At 61.1% G+C, this 16,528-nt stretch carries 14 protein-coding genes; 4 read left to right on the forward strand and 10 right to left on the reverse strand.

Annotated elements, in window-relative coordinates; translation table 11 throughout:
- The first annotated feature begins 12 nt into the window (after positions 1-12).
- Together LG294_RS17830 and iolB are read left to right on the forward strand one after the other, a co-directional pair.
- Entirely contained in the window at positions 13-753 is a 741-nt protein-coding gene (locus LG294_RS17830) for a GntR family transcriptional regulator (protein WP_404288143.1), read from the forward strand.
- A 32-nt stretch (positions 754-785) separates the two neighbouring features.
- On the forward strand, positions 786-1,688 hold the full coding sequence (gene iolB / locus LG294_RS17835) for a 5-deoxy-glucuronate isomerase (RefSeq protein WP_404288145.1): 903 nt from the start codon (positions 786-788) through the stop codon (positions 1,686-1,688).
- A gap of 94 nt (positions 1,689-1,782) precedes the next feature.
- Here iolB and LG294_RS17840 read toward each other — a convergent pair whose 3' ends face one another.
- Positions 1,783-2,577: a TIM barrel protein gene (locus LG294_RS17840; protein WP_404288147.1), complete on the reverse strand. Its 795-nt coding sequence runs from the start codon at positions 2,575-2,577 to the stop codon at positions 1,783-1,785.
- Positions 2,574-3,665, reverse strand: coding sequence for a Gfo/Idh/MocA family oxidoreductase (locus LG294_RS17845; RefSeq protein ID WP_404288149.1), 1,092 nt, complete (start codon positions 3,663-3,665; stop codon positions 2,574-2,576). The genes LG294_RS17840 and LG294_RS17845 overlap by 4 nt, the downstream gene beginning before the upstream one ends.
- A 96-nt stretch (positions 3,666-3,761) precedes the next feature.
- Here LG294_RS17845 and LG294_RS17850 point away from each other — a divergent pair, with 96 nt between their 5' ends.
- Positions 3,762-4,763 carry a LacI family DNA-binding transcriptional regulator gene (locus LG294_RS17850; protein ID WP_404288151.1) on the forward strand — a complete coding sequence of 334 codons (1,002 nt, stop codon included), beginning with the start codon at positions 3,762-3,764 and terminating at the stop codon, positions 4,761-4,763.
- A 64-nt stretch (positions 4,764-4,827) separates the two neighbouring features.
- Here LG294_RS17850 and LG294_RS17855 read toward each other — a convergent pair whose 3' ends face one another.
- The 8 genes from LG294_RS17855 to iolC form a co-directional block, all read right to left on the reverse strand.
- On the reverse strand, positions 4,828-6,318 hold the full coding sequence (locus LG294_RS17855; protein WP_404288153.1) for a sugar porter family MFS transporter: 1,491 nt from the start codon (positions 6,316-6,318) through the stop codon (positions 4,828-4,830).
- A gap of 412 nt (positions 6,319-6,730) precedes the next feature.
- Positions 6,731-7,615 (reverse strand): sugar phosphate isomerase/epimerase family protein, encoded by an 885-nt coding sequence (locus LG294_RS17860; protein WP_404288154.1) that lies wholly within the window; start codon positions 7,613-7,615, stop codon positions 6,731-6,733.
- Positions 7,616-7,622: 7 nt separating this feature from the next.
- On the reverse strand, positions 7,623-8,636 hold the full coding sequence (locus tag LG294_RS17865; protein WP_404288156.1) for a Gfo/Idh/MocA family protein: 1,014 nt from the start codon (positions 8,634-8,636) through the stop codon (positions 7,623-7,625).
- 54 nt (positions 8,637-8,690) lie between these two features.
- Positions 8,691-9,611: a sugar phosphate isomerase/epimerase family protein gene (locus LG294_RS17870; RefSeq protein ID WP_404288158.1), complete on the reverse strand. Its 921-nt coding sequence runs from the start codon at positions 9,609-9,611 to the stop codon at positions 8,691-8,693.
- A 92-nt stretch (positions 9,612-9,703) separates the two neighbouring features.
- Positions 9,704-11,218 (reverse strand): CoA-acylating methylmalonate-semialdehyde dehydrogenase, encoded by a 1,515-nt coding sequence (locus tag LG294_RS17875; RefSeq protein WP_404288160.1) that lies wholly within the window; start codon positions 11,216-11,218, stop codon positions 9,704-9,706.
- Between the two features lie 62 nt (positions 11,219-11,280).
- Positions 11,281-13,209 carry a 3D-(3,5/4)-trihydroxycyclohexane-1,2-dione acylhydrolase (decyclizing) gene (gene iolD / locus LG294_RS17880; protein WP_404291826.1) on the reverse strand — a complete coding sequence of 643 codons (1,929 nt, stop codon included), beginning with the start codon at positions 13,207-13,209 and terminating at the stop codon, positions 11,281-11,283.
- Positions 13,210-13,239: 30 nt separating this feature from the next.
- Complete coding sequence (locus LG294_RS17885) at positions 13,240-14,169, reverse strand: deoxyribose-phosphate aldolase (RefSeq protein WP_404288162.1); 930 nt, start codon at positions 14,167-14,169, stop codon at positions 13,240-13,242.
- A 2-nt stretch (positions 14,170-14,171) separates the two neighbouring features.
- Positions 14,172-15,164, reverse strand: coding sequence for a 5-dehydro-2-deoxygluconokinase (gene iolC, locus LG294_RS17890; protein ID WP_404288164.1), 993 nt, complete (start codon positions 15,162-15,164; stop codon positions 14,172-14,174).
- Between the two features lie 338 nt (positions 15,165-15,502).
- On the opposite strand from iolC, the gene LG294_RS17895 reads away from it, so the two are divergent.
- The gene (locus LG294_RS17895) at positions 15,503-16,510 is read left to right on the forward strand and encodes a LacI family DNA-binding transcriptional regulator (RefSeq protein ID WP_404288166.1); all 1,008 of its coding nucleotides are present in this window, start codon (positions 15,503-15,505) and stop codon (positions 16,508-16,510) included.
- Positions 16,511-16,528: the final 18 nt, after the last annotated feature.

The following is a 16,528-nucleotide window of genomic DNA, read 5'->3' on the forward strand; positions in this document are numbered from 1 at the left end:
CAAGGAGCAACTGTGAGCACACCACTGAGCATCAAGATCGACCGATCTTCACCGATTCCTCTCTACCACCAGGTAGCGCAAGGCATCGAAGGCGCGATCCGCGACGGTTCGCTGGCCTCGGGCACTCGACTGGAAAATGAGATCGAGCTCGCCCAGCGGCTGCGGCTTTCACGTCCCACCATTCGCAAGGCCATGGACGACCTCGTCCAGTCCGGCCTTCTAGTGCGCAAGCGCGGTGTGGGAACGCAGGTTGTTTCCAGCCAAATCCGCCGACACCTTGAACTATCAAGCCTTAATGATGACCTTGAACGCGCCGGAAAGAAGCCTTCTACCAGTTTGCTCAGCTTTGAACACATTCCAGCTCCTCCGGAGATCCAGGAACTTCTCACACTGCCCAAGGACGTCTCGGTTTACCACTTCACCCGGCTGCGTTCTGCCAGCGGAAGCCCACTGGCGCTGATGGAGAACTGGGTTCGCGACGACATAGTTGAGCTGGATGAAAAGTCCCTGCAAGCCCATGGTTTGTATGAGCTTCTGCGTGAAGCAGGGGTCAACTTCCGGCTAGCCCAGCAGCGCATCGGGGCGACCACCGCCGACGATATCCAAGCCAAAGCCTTGGACACAGCGGCAGGTTCGGCCCTGGTGACCATGCAGCGCACTGCCGTGGATGACACCGGGCGCAACGTAGAGACCGGTGCCCACGTTTATCGCGCTGATGCCTACAGCTTTGAAATGACCTTGGTGCAACGCTAAGCACCTGGCACCGCCGTCGAAAGGAATGACTGATGACCGATTGGATTTACCCAGCAGGTTCCGCCGCTAGCGGAGAGTGGAGCATCTCGCTCGGTGCCCATGACTCGACCGCATCCATCGAAGGCTGGGCCCACACCGGGCTCAAGGTAGCCGAGCTGGCTCCTGGTCAAACAGTTGAGCTGGCGGCCACCATCGAAGAACGTATTGTCGTCCCGCTCAGCGGAGAATCATTCACTGTCGCTATCGCCGGCAAAGACTATGTTCTCAACGGTCGCGAATCAGTCTTTGCCGGACCAGCTGATGTCCTCTACACCGGCATCAACACAGCGCTGTCCATCAGCTCCGCCAAGGGCGGCCGGGTCGCCGTGGCACTGGCCCCGGCCAAGCAGTCCTACCCAACCCGCCTGATCAAGGCAGAAGAGACTCCAGTGGAGCTGCGCGGGGCAGGAAACTGCTCCCGCCAGGTCCACAACTTCGGCACCCCGGCCGCCTTGGAAGCAGACCGATTCATCGTCTGCGAAGTCATCACTCCGGCGGGCAACTGGTCTTCCTATCCTCCGCATAAGCATGATCAGGAAAAGGAGGGCGAAACTAGCCTCGAGGAAATCTACTACTTCGAGACGCAGCTAGCCCAAGGCATGCCGGCGGTAGCGGCTACCGATCCTATCGGCTATGCGCGTGTTTATGCCTCAGATGAACGCCCCATTGACGTTAACGCCGAAGTCCGCACCGGGGACGTTGTCTTGGTTCCCTACGGCTGGCATGGTCCAGCCATGGCAGGACCGGGTTATGACCTTTACTATCTGAACGTCATGGCCGGCCCGGGACGCGTGCGCGATTGGCTGATCAGCGATGATCCCCACCATGGCTGGATCCGCCAGACTTGGGATTCGCAGAGCATGGATCCTCGTTTGCCCTTCGGAGCCGGCGCGTAGCCTTCCCGGATTGCGATTGGCAGCGGCGGCAGCAGGTTTCCCTGCTGCCGCCGCTGGGCTTTAACTCTCAATCCGACGCCCGGTACATGATCCCCTAGCGCGCCACGGGCTTGGCCAGGGGTGCAAAGGCCTGGGCAAAAGCCGCGATGGCCCCTTCGGAATCTGCGCTGGCGTAGGCTTCCAGGCCGATCGGGCCAGAATAATCCAGATCCGCCAGAGCCTGGGCAACTGCCCGGTAGTTGATTTCCCCGGTGCCCGGCTCGCAACGCCCGGGAACGTCTGCGACCTGAATTTCTCCGATATGCGGCAGTGCCGAACGCACCAATTCGATGAGGTTCCCCTCGCCAATTTGGGCGTGGTACAGATCAAGCATCATCTTCACGTTCGGGTGTCCCACGGCCTTCACCAGAGACATCGTGTCCTTGGCGCGTCCCAGAGGGATGCCCGGGTGATCCAGAATCGTATTCAGGTTCTCTAGCATGAAGGTGACCTGATGCTCTTCGCCGATCCGGCCCAGTTCTTCCAAGGTTCGCGCTGCGGTGAGCCACATGTCTCCGGTAGCCCGAAAACGTGGGGTGGCTGCCTGTCCGTCAATGAGGTGAGCCGGATGCACCACCAGACGGTTGATGCCCAGCTGCCGGGCGGCCGGGATCAATTCCTTGGCGGAGCGAACCACTTCGTGCGCGCTGTCCGGATCGCAGAGGCTTCCTTCGCTGTAACCTGTCATGGAGCCGAAGCGGGCACCGGTGGCCGCCAAAGTCGAAAGGTCTTTGTCTCTGATATCCCAGAGCTCAATTTCAAAGCCGGCCTTGTCCAAGCGCTTGACCCGGTCGATCAGCGGAAGATCCAGGAAGACCATCTCGGCACAGACCGCCAACTGCGCACTCATGCATTCACCGCAAGGCGGGTGGCCGATTCCAGCTTCACCGGCAGGCCAGTTTCCGAGGATTCCAAGGCCGCCAGTGCCACGCGCAGCGCTGCACGTGCGTCAGCGCCAGTGGGAACCGACAGGGCCGCATCGGCCGAACCGTCGCGCAGGCCGCGGATTTTGCGGGCGAAGATCGAGAGCTGCTCGCGGTAGGCCTGGGCAAACAGCTCGATATTCAGCCGTTCGGTTGGTGCATGGGCGCCCGCGCTGTCAAAGCTGGCCGCTGCCAGCTGCACTGGATTCCCTGCCTGCACCATGCCCTTTGAACCGAAGACTTCTCCGCGCACATCGTAGCCGTAGCTGGCCGAGAAGTTCGCCTCGGCCACTGCGATTGCCCCGTTCGAGTAGCGCAGGCTCACCACGGCGGTGTCCAGCAAACCCGCATCCCGGCGCTCTGGCGCCACCAGCGCATCGGCCATGACGTAGACTTCCACAACTTCTGCACCCGGGTTCATCCAGTTCAGTGTGTCAAAATCGTGGATCAGGGTTTCAGTGAAAATCACGTGGGAGCGGATCTTCGCTACGTTGGGCAACCCACCTGCAACTTCAGGATCTCGGGTCAGCGACCGCAGTAGCTGAGGGGTGCCAATAGCTCCGGATTTCACCTGTTCTGCCACGGCAGCAAAGTCGCGGGAGAAGCGCCGGTTGAAACCGATCTGCAGCAGCACTCCGGAATCTTCCACGGCTTTCAAGGCGGTGTCGAGATCTGACAGCGCGTGCGCTGCCGGCTTTTCGCAGAAGATGTGCTTTCCCGCCGCGGCGGCTTGGGCGATCAAGCCGGCATGGAAGCTTGAAGGTGCGCCGATGACCACGGCGTCCACGGTTTCGTCGGCAAACACATCCGCAATGTCTTCGGTGTAGTTCGTGCAACCCAGTTCTGCGGCCAGTTCGGCGGCGCGGCCTGGTGCTGGATCTGCTACGACGTGCAGCTGTGCATCTGGCAGGTGCTGGGCAACAGTGCGGGCGTGGAATGCGCCGATCCACCCGGTGCCGATGACAGCAATGCGCAGTGGCCGCGCAGAAGTTTCTGGCAGGGATTGGTAAGCCATGGAGTGTCTCCTAGAACGTTCTAGATTTGGTGTTATGGAAAATCATGGCACACTGGATAGCAGGTGTCTATAACGTTCTAGAAGAAAGTTTCACCAATGTCGCAATCATCTGCGCCGCGCCCCGCCAAACGCCCCACGTTGGCAGATGTCGCCCGCGCCTCAGGGGTCTCGGTAGCACTGGCCTCGATTGTGCTGCGCGACGCCGAGGGCGCCAGCGGAGAATCCCGGGCTCGGGTCAAGCAGACGGCCACGGATTTGGGTTACCGCCCGGACTCACGTGCACGGTCGCTACGCAGCAGCCGCAGCCGAACCCTTGGACTGGCCCTGGCGCTGGGAGAGCCGCTGCACGCGGAGCTGGCAGATGCCTTATATGCGCAGGCGGACCAAAGCGGATTTGAAATCATTCTGGGCGCCACCGGCAGACACCGGGATGAACGCCGCGTGCTCAATACCCTCATCGATGCCGGAGTCGAGGCGGTGATCGGCGTGTTCCCCGAGCTGCCAGCCACGCAACTGGTCCAAGTGTCCAAGCAGCTTCCCGTTATCAGCCTGCTGCGCAAGGTCAGAGGCATTCCATCGGTCATTACAGACGAGGCTGCTGGCGTTGAACAAGTCGTCAGCCATTTGATGCAGCGCGGCCACACTCGGCTGCTGCATCTGGATGGCGGATCCGCCGTCTCGGCGAAACAGCGGCGCGATGCCTTCATCAAATCCGCTACCCGCGCGAACGCCAGCGTCAAGATCCTTCCAGCCAGTCCAGACGAGGCGACCGCTTTTGCGGTCCTGCGCGAGTATCTGGAGAAAACGCCCCAGTCCGAACGTGCCACTGCGGTTCTGGCCTTTAATGACCGCGCAGCGCTCGGCGCTCGGCAAGCGATCGATCTTGCAGGTCTGCAGGTTCCCGAGCAAATCTGCCTGGCCGGATATGACGACAGCGAATTCGCCAGGCTTGCGCACGCCGATCTGACCAGCGTTCGCCAAGATGTCGCAGCCCTGGCCCAGGCCGCCATGCAAGCGGCCCTTAATTCCCCGGGAACATCCAGCACCCATGCGCCGCAGCTGGTGGTGCGCGGCAGTACCGGACAGCGCCGAGCATAGAAATCAGCCCAGCCCCTGCCACTTGGCGGGGGCTGGGCTCATTAGCTCAGTGAATGGTCGCGCCTTAGGCGTTGACCGCCGGCTTGACTTGGTAGATCGCTCCCGTGGAGACGTCCTCTTCCAAGGCTTCCAGTGACCGTCCGCGGGTTTCGGGAACCTGGGTGGCCACGAAGATCAGCGCCAGCACGCCGATGCCTGCGAAGATAAAGAAAGATCCGGTAATTCCGACACCGGAGACTAAAGATGGGAAGAACAGTGCCAGCACACCGTTGGTGGCCCACCCAAAGAACACCGAGATGCCAATTCCCAGCCCGCGCATATGAAGCGGGAAGACTTCAGCCAGCCACACCCAGACAGCCACGTTGAGGAATGTCTGCATGGACATCACGAAGGCAACCACCAAGATTAGGATCACCACTGGTCGGATGGGGCTACCGACCGGCAGCAGCATGCCCGCGATGGCTACCAGCAAGTGGCAGGTGGTGGTCAGCGATAAGCCGATAACGAAGGTCTTGCGGCGGTCCATGCGGTCCATATTGCGTAGGGCGATGATACCGCCAATCACGGCGACCACGCCGAAGGCGATATTCGCCAGCACTGCCTGCTGCTCTGACATGCCGGATTCTTCCAGTACACGTGTTCCGTAGTACATGATGGAGTTGATGCCGGTGAGCTGCTGGGTCATGGAAACGCCGATGCCGATGGCTATAATTCGCAGCAACCACTTATTTTTCAGCACGGCCTTGATGCCCACAGGCTTGTTGTTCCGCTTTTCCTCGTCGGCAACGATCTCGATCTCGTGGACTTCGGCCAGTGCACGCTCAGCCGAACGCACGGTCTTGAGCACTCGCAGCGCCTCGGCGTAGCGGCGTTTTTCTACGAGCCAGCGGGGAGATTCGGGCATGCGCAGCATGCCGAAGAACAATGCCAGCGCCGGCAGAGCGCAAATTGCGAACATGATCCGCCAGACGCCGTCCACAGTCCCGCCCAGGACGGTTCCAATGATCGCATTCATGACGAAGGCGGCCAGTTGGCCCGAGACGATGGCCAGCTCATTGCGTCCGGTGATGGATCCGCGGATTTCGTACGGGGCTAGTTCGGCTAGGTACACCGGCACGACCGTAGATGCGCCGCCCACGGCCAATCCGAGCATGATGCGTCCGGCGATCAAAACACCGAAACCTAGTGGTGAGAAAGTTCCCAGCTCCGGGCCGGCCGGCGAAAAGACAACCAGCAAGCTTCCAGCGAAGAACAGAACTGCCAGCATGATGATGGTTTTGCGGCGACCCCATACGTCGGCAATTTGCCCGCCGATGAGCGCCCCGAACGCGGCGGCGAAGACCAGGGAGCTGATCACCACGCCGATCTGCAAGAGGTTTAGGCCGAGTTCCTCTGCCATGGGGCCTTCGGCACCGTTGGCAACACCGGTGTCGTAACCGAAAAGCAGGCCGCCGAAACAGGCGATGATGGAAATCAAACCGAGCCGCTTAACATGAGGCCCCGCGGTGAGGGGTGGCAGACTCGGCTCAGCAGAAGCTTGCTGCGCACTGGACATGGGAACTCCTTTGGATTGCCCGGGTGAAAGCATTACTGGCCTTGGGCCATCCATCGGATCGACTGCGATCCGGCTTCCTCCACTCGGTGCGGCGGGAACCACTTTGCATCATTCTGTCCCCTTGCCGGTAACTGAAAGTGATGGGCTTCACAGCCCTTATGTAAGGACAATACGTCATCAGGGTTTTCGAGGCAAGCATTATTGCTATTTTGTCCTGACAAATACCGATTCTTGGGCCGTCCCAGCCCTCCGGGCCGCTGGTTCCTATGACTATACCCACAGATCAACGCTGCATTTTGCGGCTCTTTCTTGATCCGTCCACTGCCCAGAATGACGCCCGGGCAGGATGACGAAAGCCGAACCCGCAAGGGTTCGGCTTTCGTCATCCTGCAACTCAGCGTTGCCTGATTTGCTAGGAACTCGCAGCTTGGGCAGAAGCTACACGGCTGCGCATCTGCTCCAACTGGTATTTGGAGACCCCGACGGCGTTCTCGTTCTCGGCAAAGACGCTGGAGACCATCACGCTCTCCTGGCGGTCGGCAAAACCGTTGGCCACGAGGCCGGAGAAGAATTCATCCCAGTTCACATCTCCATCGCCAAGCTTCAAATGCTGGTGCACGCGCACAGCATTGCCCGGCGGATTGGTGATGTAGCGCAATCCGTGCGATGCATGATGGTTCATGGTGTCGGCCACGTGCACCACTCGCAGCCGCTCCCCCACGGCCTGCATGATTTCCAGCGGCTCGTCCTTCATGTGGAAGGAATGCGAGGCGACGTAGGCAAAGGACAGATTCGGCGAGTTCACTCCGCGGATTACCCGCCAAGCGGCCAAGCCCTCTTCGACAAAATCATCCGGATGCGGGTCAATGGCCACGTTGATGCCCTCGCGCTCAATGATTGGCACGAGCTCCTCCATGGAGCGGTAGAACGCGGCCTCGGACTCCTCGGCACGTTCTGGCCGCCCGGAGAATTCAGTGTTCATCTGGTTCACACCTAAATCAACGGCAATCTGGATGGCGCGCTTCCAGTAGCGCACCGCGGCCTGGCGCAAATTCTCCTCGGGCGAGGACCAGCGCAGCACCGGCAGCACCGAAGCGATCCCCACCCCGGTGGCCTTGCACTGGGCCGCAAGCTGCGCGACCAGGTCATCGTCGGCCTTGGGGTGGGTGAAGAACGGAATCATGTCCGCATGCGGGGTCAGCTGGATGCAGTCATAGCCCAGCTCCGCTGCCAGTTCCGGGAACTGGAGCAGCGAATGGGTGGAATGGAACGGGGTCGGGTCCAATGCGTATTTCATGATGCCCTTAGCTGTAGAGATCCGGCTTGCTGTTCAGCTTGACTGCCACCTTATCGCCGGTGCGCTGGGCCTCGACTCCGGCCTCGCAGCACGCCGCGGTGGCATAGCCGTCCCAGGCGCTCGGTCCGCCCAATTCCCCTCGCAGCGCCGCGTTGACCCACGACTGGATCTCGGTGTCGTAGGCAGCGCCGAAACGTTCCTCGAAGCCCGGGGTGATCTTCCCGCCCCACTGCCCGGCGGTACGCACATACGGTCCAGCGTCATTGCCGATGGACACAATGCCATCTTCAAATGATGCTTGCGTTGCCACCTCGTAGCCGAACTTCGCGTTGACGTAGATCTCCACGTCGGCGAGCACTCCTGCAGAAGTTTCCAGCAGCACGTGCTGGGGGTCGTGCTGGCCATTGGGTGCATTGCGGGTGGCTTTGCCCAAGCGCACCTGCACCGAGGTGATCTCTTCGCCGGTGAAGTAGCGAATGGCATCGAACTCGTGGACCACCGAGTCGTTGATCAGCATCTCATTGGTAAAGCCTTCCGGGGTGGAGGGGTTGCGATGCTGGTGGTGCAGCACCAGCAATTCGCCCAGGCTCTCATCCTCGATCAGCTGGCGCAGCTGCTGGTACTCGGCGTCAAAGCGGCGCATGAAGCCCACCTGGATACGCTTGCGGCCCAGCCTGGCCTCCGCCTCGACGATCTCCCAGGAGGAAGCGGCATCAGGGGTCAGCGGCTTTTCGCACAGCACCGGAATATCGGCTTCAAGCACCGTCAGCAACGCATCGTGGTGCAGGAAACCGGGGGTCGCCAGCAGTACGGCGTTGACCTCGCCGTCGGCGAGCGCCGCGGGCAGGTCGGTGTAGCCCTTGGCGCCCGGGATGCCGTCGATGGCAGCGTTGACCCGGTCGGTGTCAATGTCGACAACGGCCGCCACCTCGGCGCCGGAGATGCGGTGGTGGATCCGCTGGATGTGGTCGGCGCCCATGCGTCCGGCTCCAACAACGGCGACGCGCAGGATTTCTGGCACGATGTGTCCTTTCAAGATTTTTTGGTGGTCCTGGTTTGCGTTAGGCAAGCTGGCCTAGACGCGGGTGTGCGAGCCGCAGCTGAGCAGGTAGTCGCGCGTGCGGGTGGCGATGGGCAGTGGCACCGTGAAGTCAGCGACCGGGTACATGTCCTGTTCGACAATGCCGAAGATCGGGCGGCCCAGCTTCTCCACTTCCGCCAAGACCTCATTGAGGTCAGGCAGCCCGGAAGGCGGTTCGCACATGACCCCGGCTAGGTTGGCCGCAGCCCAGGTCATATCTTGCGCGCGCACCGTGGCCAGAATGTCTGGGTTGATCTGCTTCAGGTGCAGGTAGCCGATGCGTTCCGGGAAGCGGCGGATCAGATCCACGCTGGAAGCTCCACCGTATTCGGCATGTCCGGTATCCAGGCACAGGGTGGTGAACTGCGGGTCGGTGAGTTCAAGGAACTTCTCGATATCGCTCTGGCCGCAGACATGCGAGTCGGCGTGGGAGTGGAACTGCTGTTTCAGGCCGAATTCCTCTTGCAGGATCTTGCCCAACCGGTCATGGCCCTTGGCAAGCGAATCCCAGGCCGTGGCGTCCAATGTGCCCGATTCGATAGCCTGACCGGTGACGTCATCACGCCACATGGCCGGGATCACCACAATATGCTCCCCGCCCATGGCGGCAGTCAGTTCGGCCACCTTGCGGGCTGGCTCCCAGGCTTCTTCCCATGCACTGGCACTGCCGTCGATGCCACGGTGGAAGGCGGTGAAGACTGTGCCGGCGCAGACGTTCAGGTCGCGGGCTGCCAGCTCATCGGCCAGCTGGGCGGGGTCGGTGGGCAGGTACCCGTAGGGGCCTAGTTCGATGGTTTTGTAGCCGGCCTCGGCCACCTCATCGAGGAAGCGCTGCCAGGGGGTCTGCTTCGGGTCATCGGCAAACCAGACGCCCCAGGAGTCGGGGGCAGTTCCGATGGTGATGTTCTGTGCCATGGCATGTACCAGAATCTTTCAATACTCATTGCCGATGCCGACCGATTACTGGCCGGCATCGGCACGATGGAAATTAGTTGCAGTGCAGGAACCTAATTTGAGGGGAAGTTGTACGAGGCGGTGGATAGCTGAGCCGGCTCCGGCCAACGCTGTGTTACTGCCTTGCCACGGGTGTAGAAACGCACACCGTCCGGGCCATAGATGTGGTGCTCGCCAAACAGTGAATTCTTCCAACCACCAAATGAGTGCCATGCCACCGGTACCGGTAGCGGAACGTTTACCCCGACCATGCCCACATGGATACGCCGGGTGTAGTTACGAGCGTGCGAACCGGAGGAGGTGAAGATTGCGGTGCCGTTGCCGTATGGGTTGGCGTTCACCGCGTCGATGGCTTCATTCAAGGAATCAACACGAAGCACCACGAGTACCGGACCGAAAATTTCCTCGGTGTAGGCACTCATTTCCTGGTTCACCCGGTCCAAGATGGTCGGGCCAACGAAGAACCCGTTTTCGTGGTCCTTGACCACCAGGTCTCGACCGTCCAAGATGAGCGCGGCACCGGCCTGTTCGGCCTCGCCAACGATCTTCTGCAGGCGAGTCTTTGATGCCGGCGTGATGACCGGTCCCATATCTGCTTTTTCATCAAAGCCGTGGGAGACGTTCACGCCACGGGCTCGTTCGGCTAGCTTGTCCACGAGGATGTCAGCGGCCTCGCCAACGGCCACGGCCACGGAGATCGCCATGCAACGCTGGCCTGCCGAGCCGAATGCCGCAGCATTGATATGGTCTGCAGCCTGCTCCATATCCGCATCCGGCATGATGACCGCGTGGTTCTTGGCACCGCCCAGCGCCTGGACGCGCTTTCCGTACTTGGTTGCGGTCTCGTGTACGTACTTGGCAATGGGTGTTGATCCGACAAATGAAATTCCGTCCACATCTGGGTGGGACAGCAAACCATCTACAGTTTCCTTGCCACCATGCAGTACCTGGAATACTCCGTCGGGAAGCCCTGCCTGCTTAAAAAGCTCGGCAATCAACAGCGCAGCCGAAGGGTCGCGCTCGGATGGCTTGAGGATGAAGGCATTGCCGGTAGCGATGGCAACTGGCGCCATCCACAAGGGAACCATGACCGGAAAGTTGAACGGGGTAATTCCGGCAACTACGCCCAGTGGCTGACGGAATGAGAACACGTCTATGCCGGTGGATACCTGGTCCGAGTATTCTCCCTTGAGTGACTGGGAGATTCCGGCGGCGTATTCCACGACCTCGATACCGCGGGCTACTTCGCCGGCCGCATCCGAGAGTACCTTGCCGTGCTCGCTGGTTACCAAGCGGGCCAGATCATCGGTGTGCTCGGTGAGCAGTTGCTGGAAGCGGAACATGACCTTGGTGCGCTTGACGATGGAGACCTCGCCCCAGCTGTCGGCGGCGGCGCGGGCCGCTGCCACGGTCTGAGCCAGGTCTTCGGCGCTAGCCAAGTGCAGCTGACCGGTAATTTCGCCGGTCGCAGGGTTGTAAACCGGCTGGGTGGCGGTTCCGTTGCCCGCGGTTGGCTGTCCGTTGATGAAGTGCTTGATGTCGGTAATTTCGGTGGCGGTTGTGCTCATGATTAGCTCTCGTCTTCCTTTAGTAGCGAAAAAGTGTTGGATCGGCGATAACGCGCGGCGATTTAGCCTAGGTAAGGCTTCTGTCGTGCCTTGTGGTTTTCGTAGACTTCACGGGCCTTCGCCGTGGAATCCAGCTCGGATGTTTCACTGACCGGCACGTCCCACCAAGACTGGCTGGAAGGGGCATCGGCGTAGAGATCCGATTCAATATGGATGAGGATTGGGCCGGATCCTTCCGGCGCTGCCTTTGCGGTGGCAATGGCGGTCGAGAGATCCTCGATGGCCCGATCTCCGGGGGCAATTCTTATGACCTTGACTCCCAATGATTCGGCGTTCAGCGCCAAATCGATTGGCAGCGTTTGCCCCTCGTCGAAGGAGTGCGTTTGGGTGTCTAGTGCACGGTATTTGGTGCCGAAGCGCTGGGATCCCAATGATTCGGAGAGCGATCCGATGGAGGCATAACCGTGGTTCTGGATGAGCACCGTGATCAATTTGATCCCTTCGGCCACTGCGGTGACCAGTTCGGTGTGCATCATCAGATAAGAGCCGTCCCCGACCATGACCACTACGTCACGGTTTTCCGCGCCGCGCGCGGTCTCCGCAAGTACTGCACGCTTCAGACCCAGCCCACCGGCGATTTCGTAACCCATGCAGGAGAAACCGTATTCGACGTGATATCCGAAGGGGTCCGAAACCCGCCACATCTTATGCAGGTCTCCGGGCAAAGATCCGGCCGCGCAAACTACAACGTCGCGGGAATCCATGGCCTGGTTGGTTGCACCAATAATGGCATTCTGGCTGACTAACGGGCTAAGCCTTTCGGCGAATGCCTCATCCACGGTCGCATCCCAACGTTGTTTCTCTTGGGCGGTGAACACCTCAAGAGCGCCTTCCACTCGATACCCGGTGAGCGCTTCGCGCAATGCAATGAGCGCCTTGCGAGCATCCGCGACGATCGGCAGCACCGTGGCGTGCTTGTACGCATCAAGTGCGGCAACGTTGATATTTACGAACTTCACCCCAGGGTTTTGGAAGGCCGTACGGCTGGCCGTGGTGAAGTCCTCATAGCGGGTACCAATACCGATAATCAGATCCGCTTCTGCGGCCAACGCGTTCGCCGCAGAAGTACCGGTGGAACCAATGGCTCCTAGCGAATACTTCGAGTCCCAGGGCAGGGCGCCAACGCCGGCTTGAGTATTGCCCACCGGAATTCCGGTGGCCTCAGCGAAGGCTGCAAGCTCCTCGGTCGCATAGGCATAAAGCACTCCGCCACCGGCAACAATCAACGGGCGCTTGGCAGCACGAATCAGCTGCGCGGCCTGAGCTATGTCTTCTGTTTCCGGGGCCGGGCGGCGGATCTTCCAATCGCGTTCGGCAAAAAACTCTTCCGGGAAATCAAAGGCCTCGGCCTGGACGTCCTGCGGCAAGGAGATGGTCACCGCACCAGTTTCGGCGGGGTCGGTGAGCACGCGCAGACCGTGGTGCAGTGCGCTGGCCAACTGTTCCGGCCGGGTGACCCGGTCAAAGTACTTTGATAGTGGTCGGAAAGCATCATTAACCGTGATGTCGTAGCCGTGTGGCATTTCCAATTGCTGAAGTACTGGATCAGCGGCACGGGTGGCAAAGGTATCGCTGGGCAAGAGCAATACAGGCAGACGGTTAGCGGTGGCCAGAGCCGCACCGGTCAACAGATTTGAGGACCCAGGACCGATGGATGTGGAGACGGCATAGGTGGCGCGGCGGCGGGTATGCCGGGCATAGGCCACCGCTTGATGCGACTGTGCCTGCTCGTTGCGACCTTGGTAATACGGCATGAGGCTCGGGTCTTTGAGCTGCCACTGCTTCAGGGCCTGCCCCACTCCGGCGACATTGCCGTGACCGAAGATGCCGAACATTCCTGGAATCAGGCGCTCACGATAAGCAGCTCCACCGATGTTATCCACCGTGTACTGTCGTCCCAGGAATTCTACGACCGCCTGAGCAACGGTCATTCTGCGTGTAGTCATCGAGCTTTGTCCTTCTCAGCTGCGTACAGGTGTGGTGGTGTTCAAGAGCGAGGCTGCCGTGGCTACGGCGGCGGCCACATCCCCGTCCTCGGGATACAGCAGGGTCCGGCCCACGGTCAGTCCCTGCACTCCGGGCAGAGCCAGTGCATCCTGCCAGGAGGCGAACACCTTGTCGGGACTGCCTGCGGGATCCCCGCCGAGCAGAACCGTGGGCAGGGTGGTGGCGGCCATAACCCGCTCCATTTCTTGAACCACGGGGATTTTCAGCCAGGTGTAGGCGCTGGTTTCGCCCAGTCCGGAAGCGATGCCCATGGACTTGATCACTGCCTCCGGGCGCAGGTCGTTGACTACTTTGCCCTCGGCCCGCTTGGAGATGAACGGTTCGACCATGGCGACCAGCTGGTGCCGGGCCAGATCGGACACGGCATCGGCGGTAGCGGCCAGGGTTTTCACGGTGTCCGGATCCTCGTAGCTGATCCGGGTGAGCATCTTGCCGCCGTCGGCGCCCAAGGCGGCCAGGGCCGCTGCACTATGCCCGGTGAAGCGGTCATCAATCTCGTTGACCAGGCCGGCAAGCCCGCCGCGGTTCATCGAGCCGAAAACCAGCTTGCCTTCCAGTGCGCCCAGCAGCAGCAGATCATCGAGGATATCCGGCGAGGCCAGGACCCCGTCGCAGGCCGGGTTCTGCAAGGCGATCTGCAGCCGGTCAAGCAGTTCGCGGCGGTCGGCCATGGCCGTGGCGCGTTTGCCTACGGACAGGGCCCCGCGGGCTGGATGGTCGGCGGCGATGATAAAGTTCTGCCGGCCCAGCACCGGGCCGGCATGCTTCTGGCGCAGCGAGGCGGCGCGCTGCACCGCTGCCGGGTCTTCTAGTCGCTGGCGGGTAATGGATTCGTAGCGGCGCGGGTCTTCGCGGTCCACGTGCGGTGCGGATGCCTGTTTCATAACTAGACCAGGTCTTTCTGGGAGGTGGGGACGGTGCGGCCGCGCTCGGCCAGCAGGGCGTTCACTTCTTCTGGGTCCGGCATCGCGTCGGAGCAGGCGACCTTCGAGGCCACGATGGCCCCAGCGGCATTGGCGTAGTCCAAGACCTGTTCCAGCGGCCAACCAGAGAGCAAGCCGTGGCAGAAAGCTCCGCCGAAGGAGTCTCCGGCGCCTAGTCCGTTGGCGGTCTGCACCGGAACCGGCGCGGAAACCACGCGTTCGGTGCGGGTTTTGGCCATGACGCCTTCGGGGCCGAGCTTGACCACGGCGATCTGCACCCCGGCCTCCAGCAGGCGGTCGGCCTGCTCATCAGGGGTTCCTTCGCCAACGGCTACCGAGCATTCGGTATCGTTGCCAATGGCCACTGTGGCCGAGGGCAGAGCCCGGGCTACTTGCTCGCGGGCCTGCTCAACCGAGTCCCAGAACATTGGGCGGTAGTCCAAATCCAGGATGGTGAACTGCCCTGGGGCCAGCGAGCCGGCTGGGCGGGCCTCGTAGGCCGCCAGCTGCGCGGTGCGCGAAGGCTCTCGGCTCAAGCCGGTGACGGTGCTCCAGAAAATCTTGGAGTTCTTGACCGTGCGGAAGTCGATGTCGCTGCTTTTGATGTTCCAGTCCGGCGCCATCGGGAAGCGTCCATAGAAGTACAGCGGGAAGTCATCTGGTGGCATGATGGCGCAGAAGGTGACTGGCGTCTGCAGGCTGGCATCGCGGGTTACATGTGCGCGGGACACTCCGTAACGATCCAATTCACGTTCCAGGAACGTGCCGAAGTCGTCGTCACCGATTTTGGTGATCACCCCAGCCGTGCGGCCGTGCCGGGCAGCTGCCACTGCGACGTTGGTGGCAGAGCCACCGAGATACTTGCTGAAGGAGTTCACGTCCGCGAGGGATACACCGATGTCGTTCGGGTAGACGTCAACGCTGATGCGTCCGAGGGTGAGTACGTCGTAGGTCACGCAGATCGACGTCCTTTCGAGTCAGAAGTTCAGGGATCGGCCAGCTGCCGAAGATGTGAACGGTGCCACAAGAAATACTTTGCACTATGGATCTATCCCTGTCAAAGGTTTGTACTGACATATTTACAACATGAGTAACACTGTGGGTGAAAAACCTTGAAATTCTGCGGATATTGACCAGGCCAAGTCGACGAAGTTTATGATTCCATGGATAACTATGTCCTGACGTTAAGACCTGAGCGGCTTGGAATTCCTACTCCGAAGCTGACGGTGCCGCGTTCGATGCGGGCGGAACGCTAGGCTCTTAACGAGAACCCGGACCAAACCCAGGAGGCACCATGGCACTAGAACACCGCCGCGCGACAATCTACGATGTCGCCCAAGCAGCCGGTGTCTCCAAGTCGCTTGTCTCCTTGGTGCTGCGCGGCTCCCCCAGCGTCTCCGAGCAACGCCGCGCCGCGGTGCTGGCTGCCATCGAGCAGCTGAACTACCGCCCGAGCCAAGCCGCGGCCGCACTGGCCGGCGGCACCAGCCAGACCGTCGGCGTGGTGATCGATGACTACACCAACGTCTGGTTTGTCGAATTGCTTCGCGGACTGCAAGAGGGACTGGGCAACGCCGGACTGCGCATCGCCGTCTCGGACCGCACGCTGAACGCGCACGTGGAGTCAGACCCGCTGGATGGATTTCTCAGCACCCGCGTCGAGGCCCTGGTCCTGGCCACCGAGCCCACACCGGCCATGCGCTTCCCCTCCCAAGTTCCGGTGATCGTGGCAGGAAATCGAGCAACACAGGTGACCGGAGCGGATATTTCCGCGAGCGACGACCGGCTTGGCGCACGTCGAGCCATCGAATACCTGATTTCACTGGGGCATAAGCACATCGGGCACATCGGCGGCGGCGGCGGCGCATCAATGCTCAGGCGCAATGGCTACCGGGACGCGATGAGCGCGGCAGGTCTGGACGAGCACATCATGGCCCTGAGCGAATTGACCACCGAAGACAGTGGCTACCAGTGTGCTCAGCAGCTTTTGCAGGAAAACCCGGGAATTACCGCCATCTTGGCCGGCAATGATTCGATGGCCATGGGCGCCTTGGCCGCGGCCCGCGAGAATGGTCTCTCGGTCCCCGAGGATCTTTCGATTATCGGCTACGACAACTCCCCACTCTCCGACACGCACCTCCTGCGCCTGACCACCGTAGACAGTCGCAACCGCGAGCTCGGCATGCACGTGGCCGAACAGGTACTCTCCCGGCTCGCGGACCCTGAACGCGCATCGCAAAAGGTGTCGCTGGAGCCAGCACTAGTTGAACGCGGCACCTGCGCCCCTGCTCGCACCGCGTAGATAATCTCCACTCAAGAC

This window comes from Glutamicibacter arilaitensis (genome assembly GCF_044793945.1).
Lineage (GTDB): Bacteria > Actinomycetota > Actinomycetes > Actinomycetales > Micrococcaceae > Glutamicibacter > Glutamicibacter arilaitensis_B.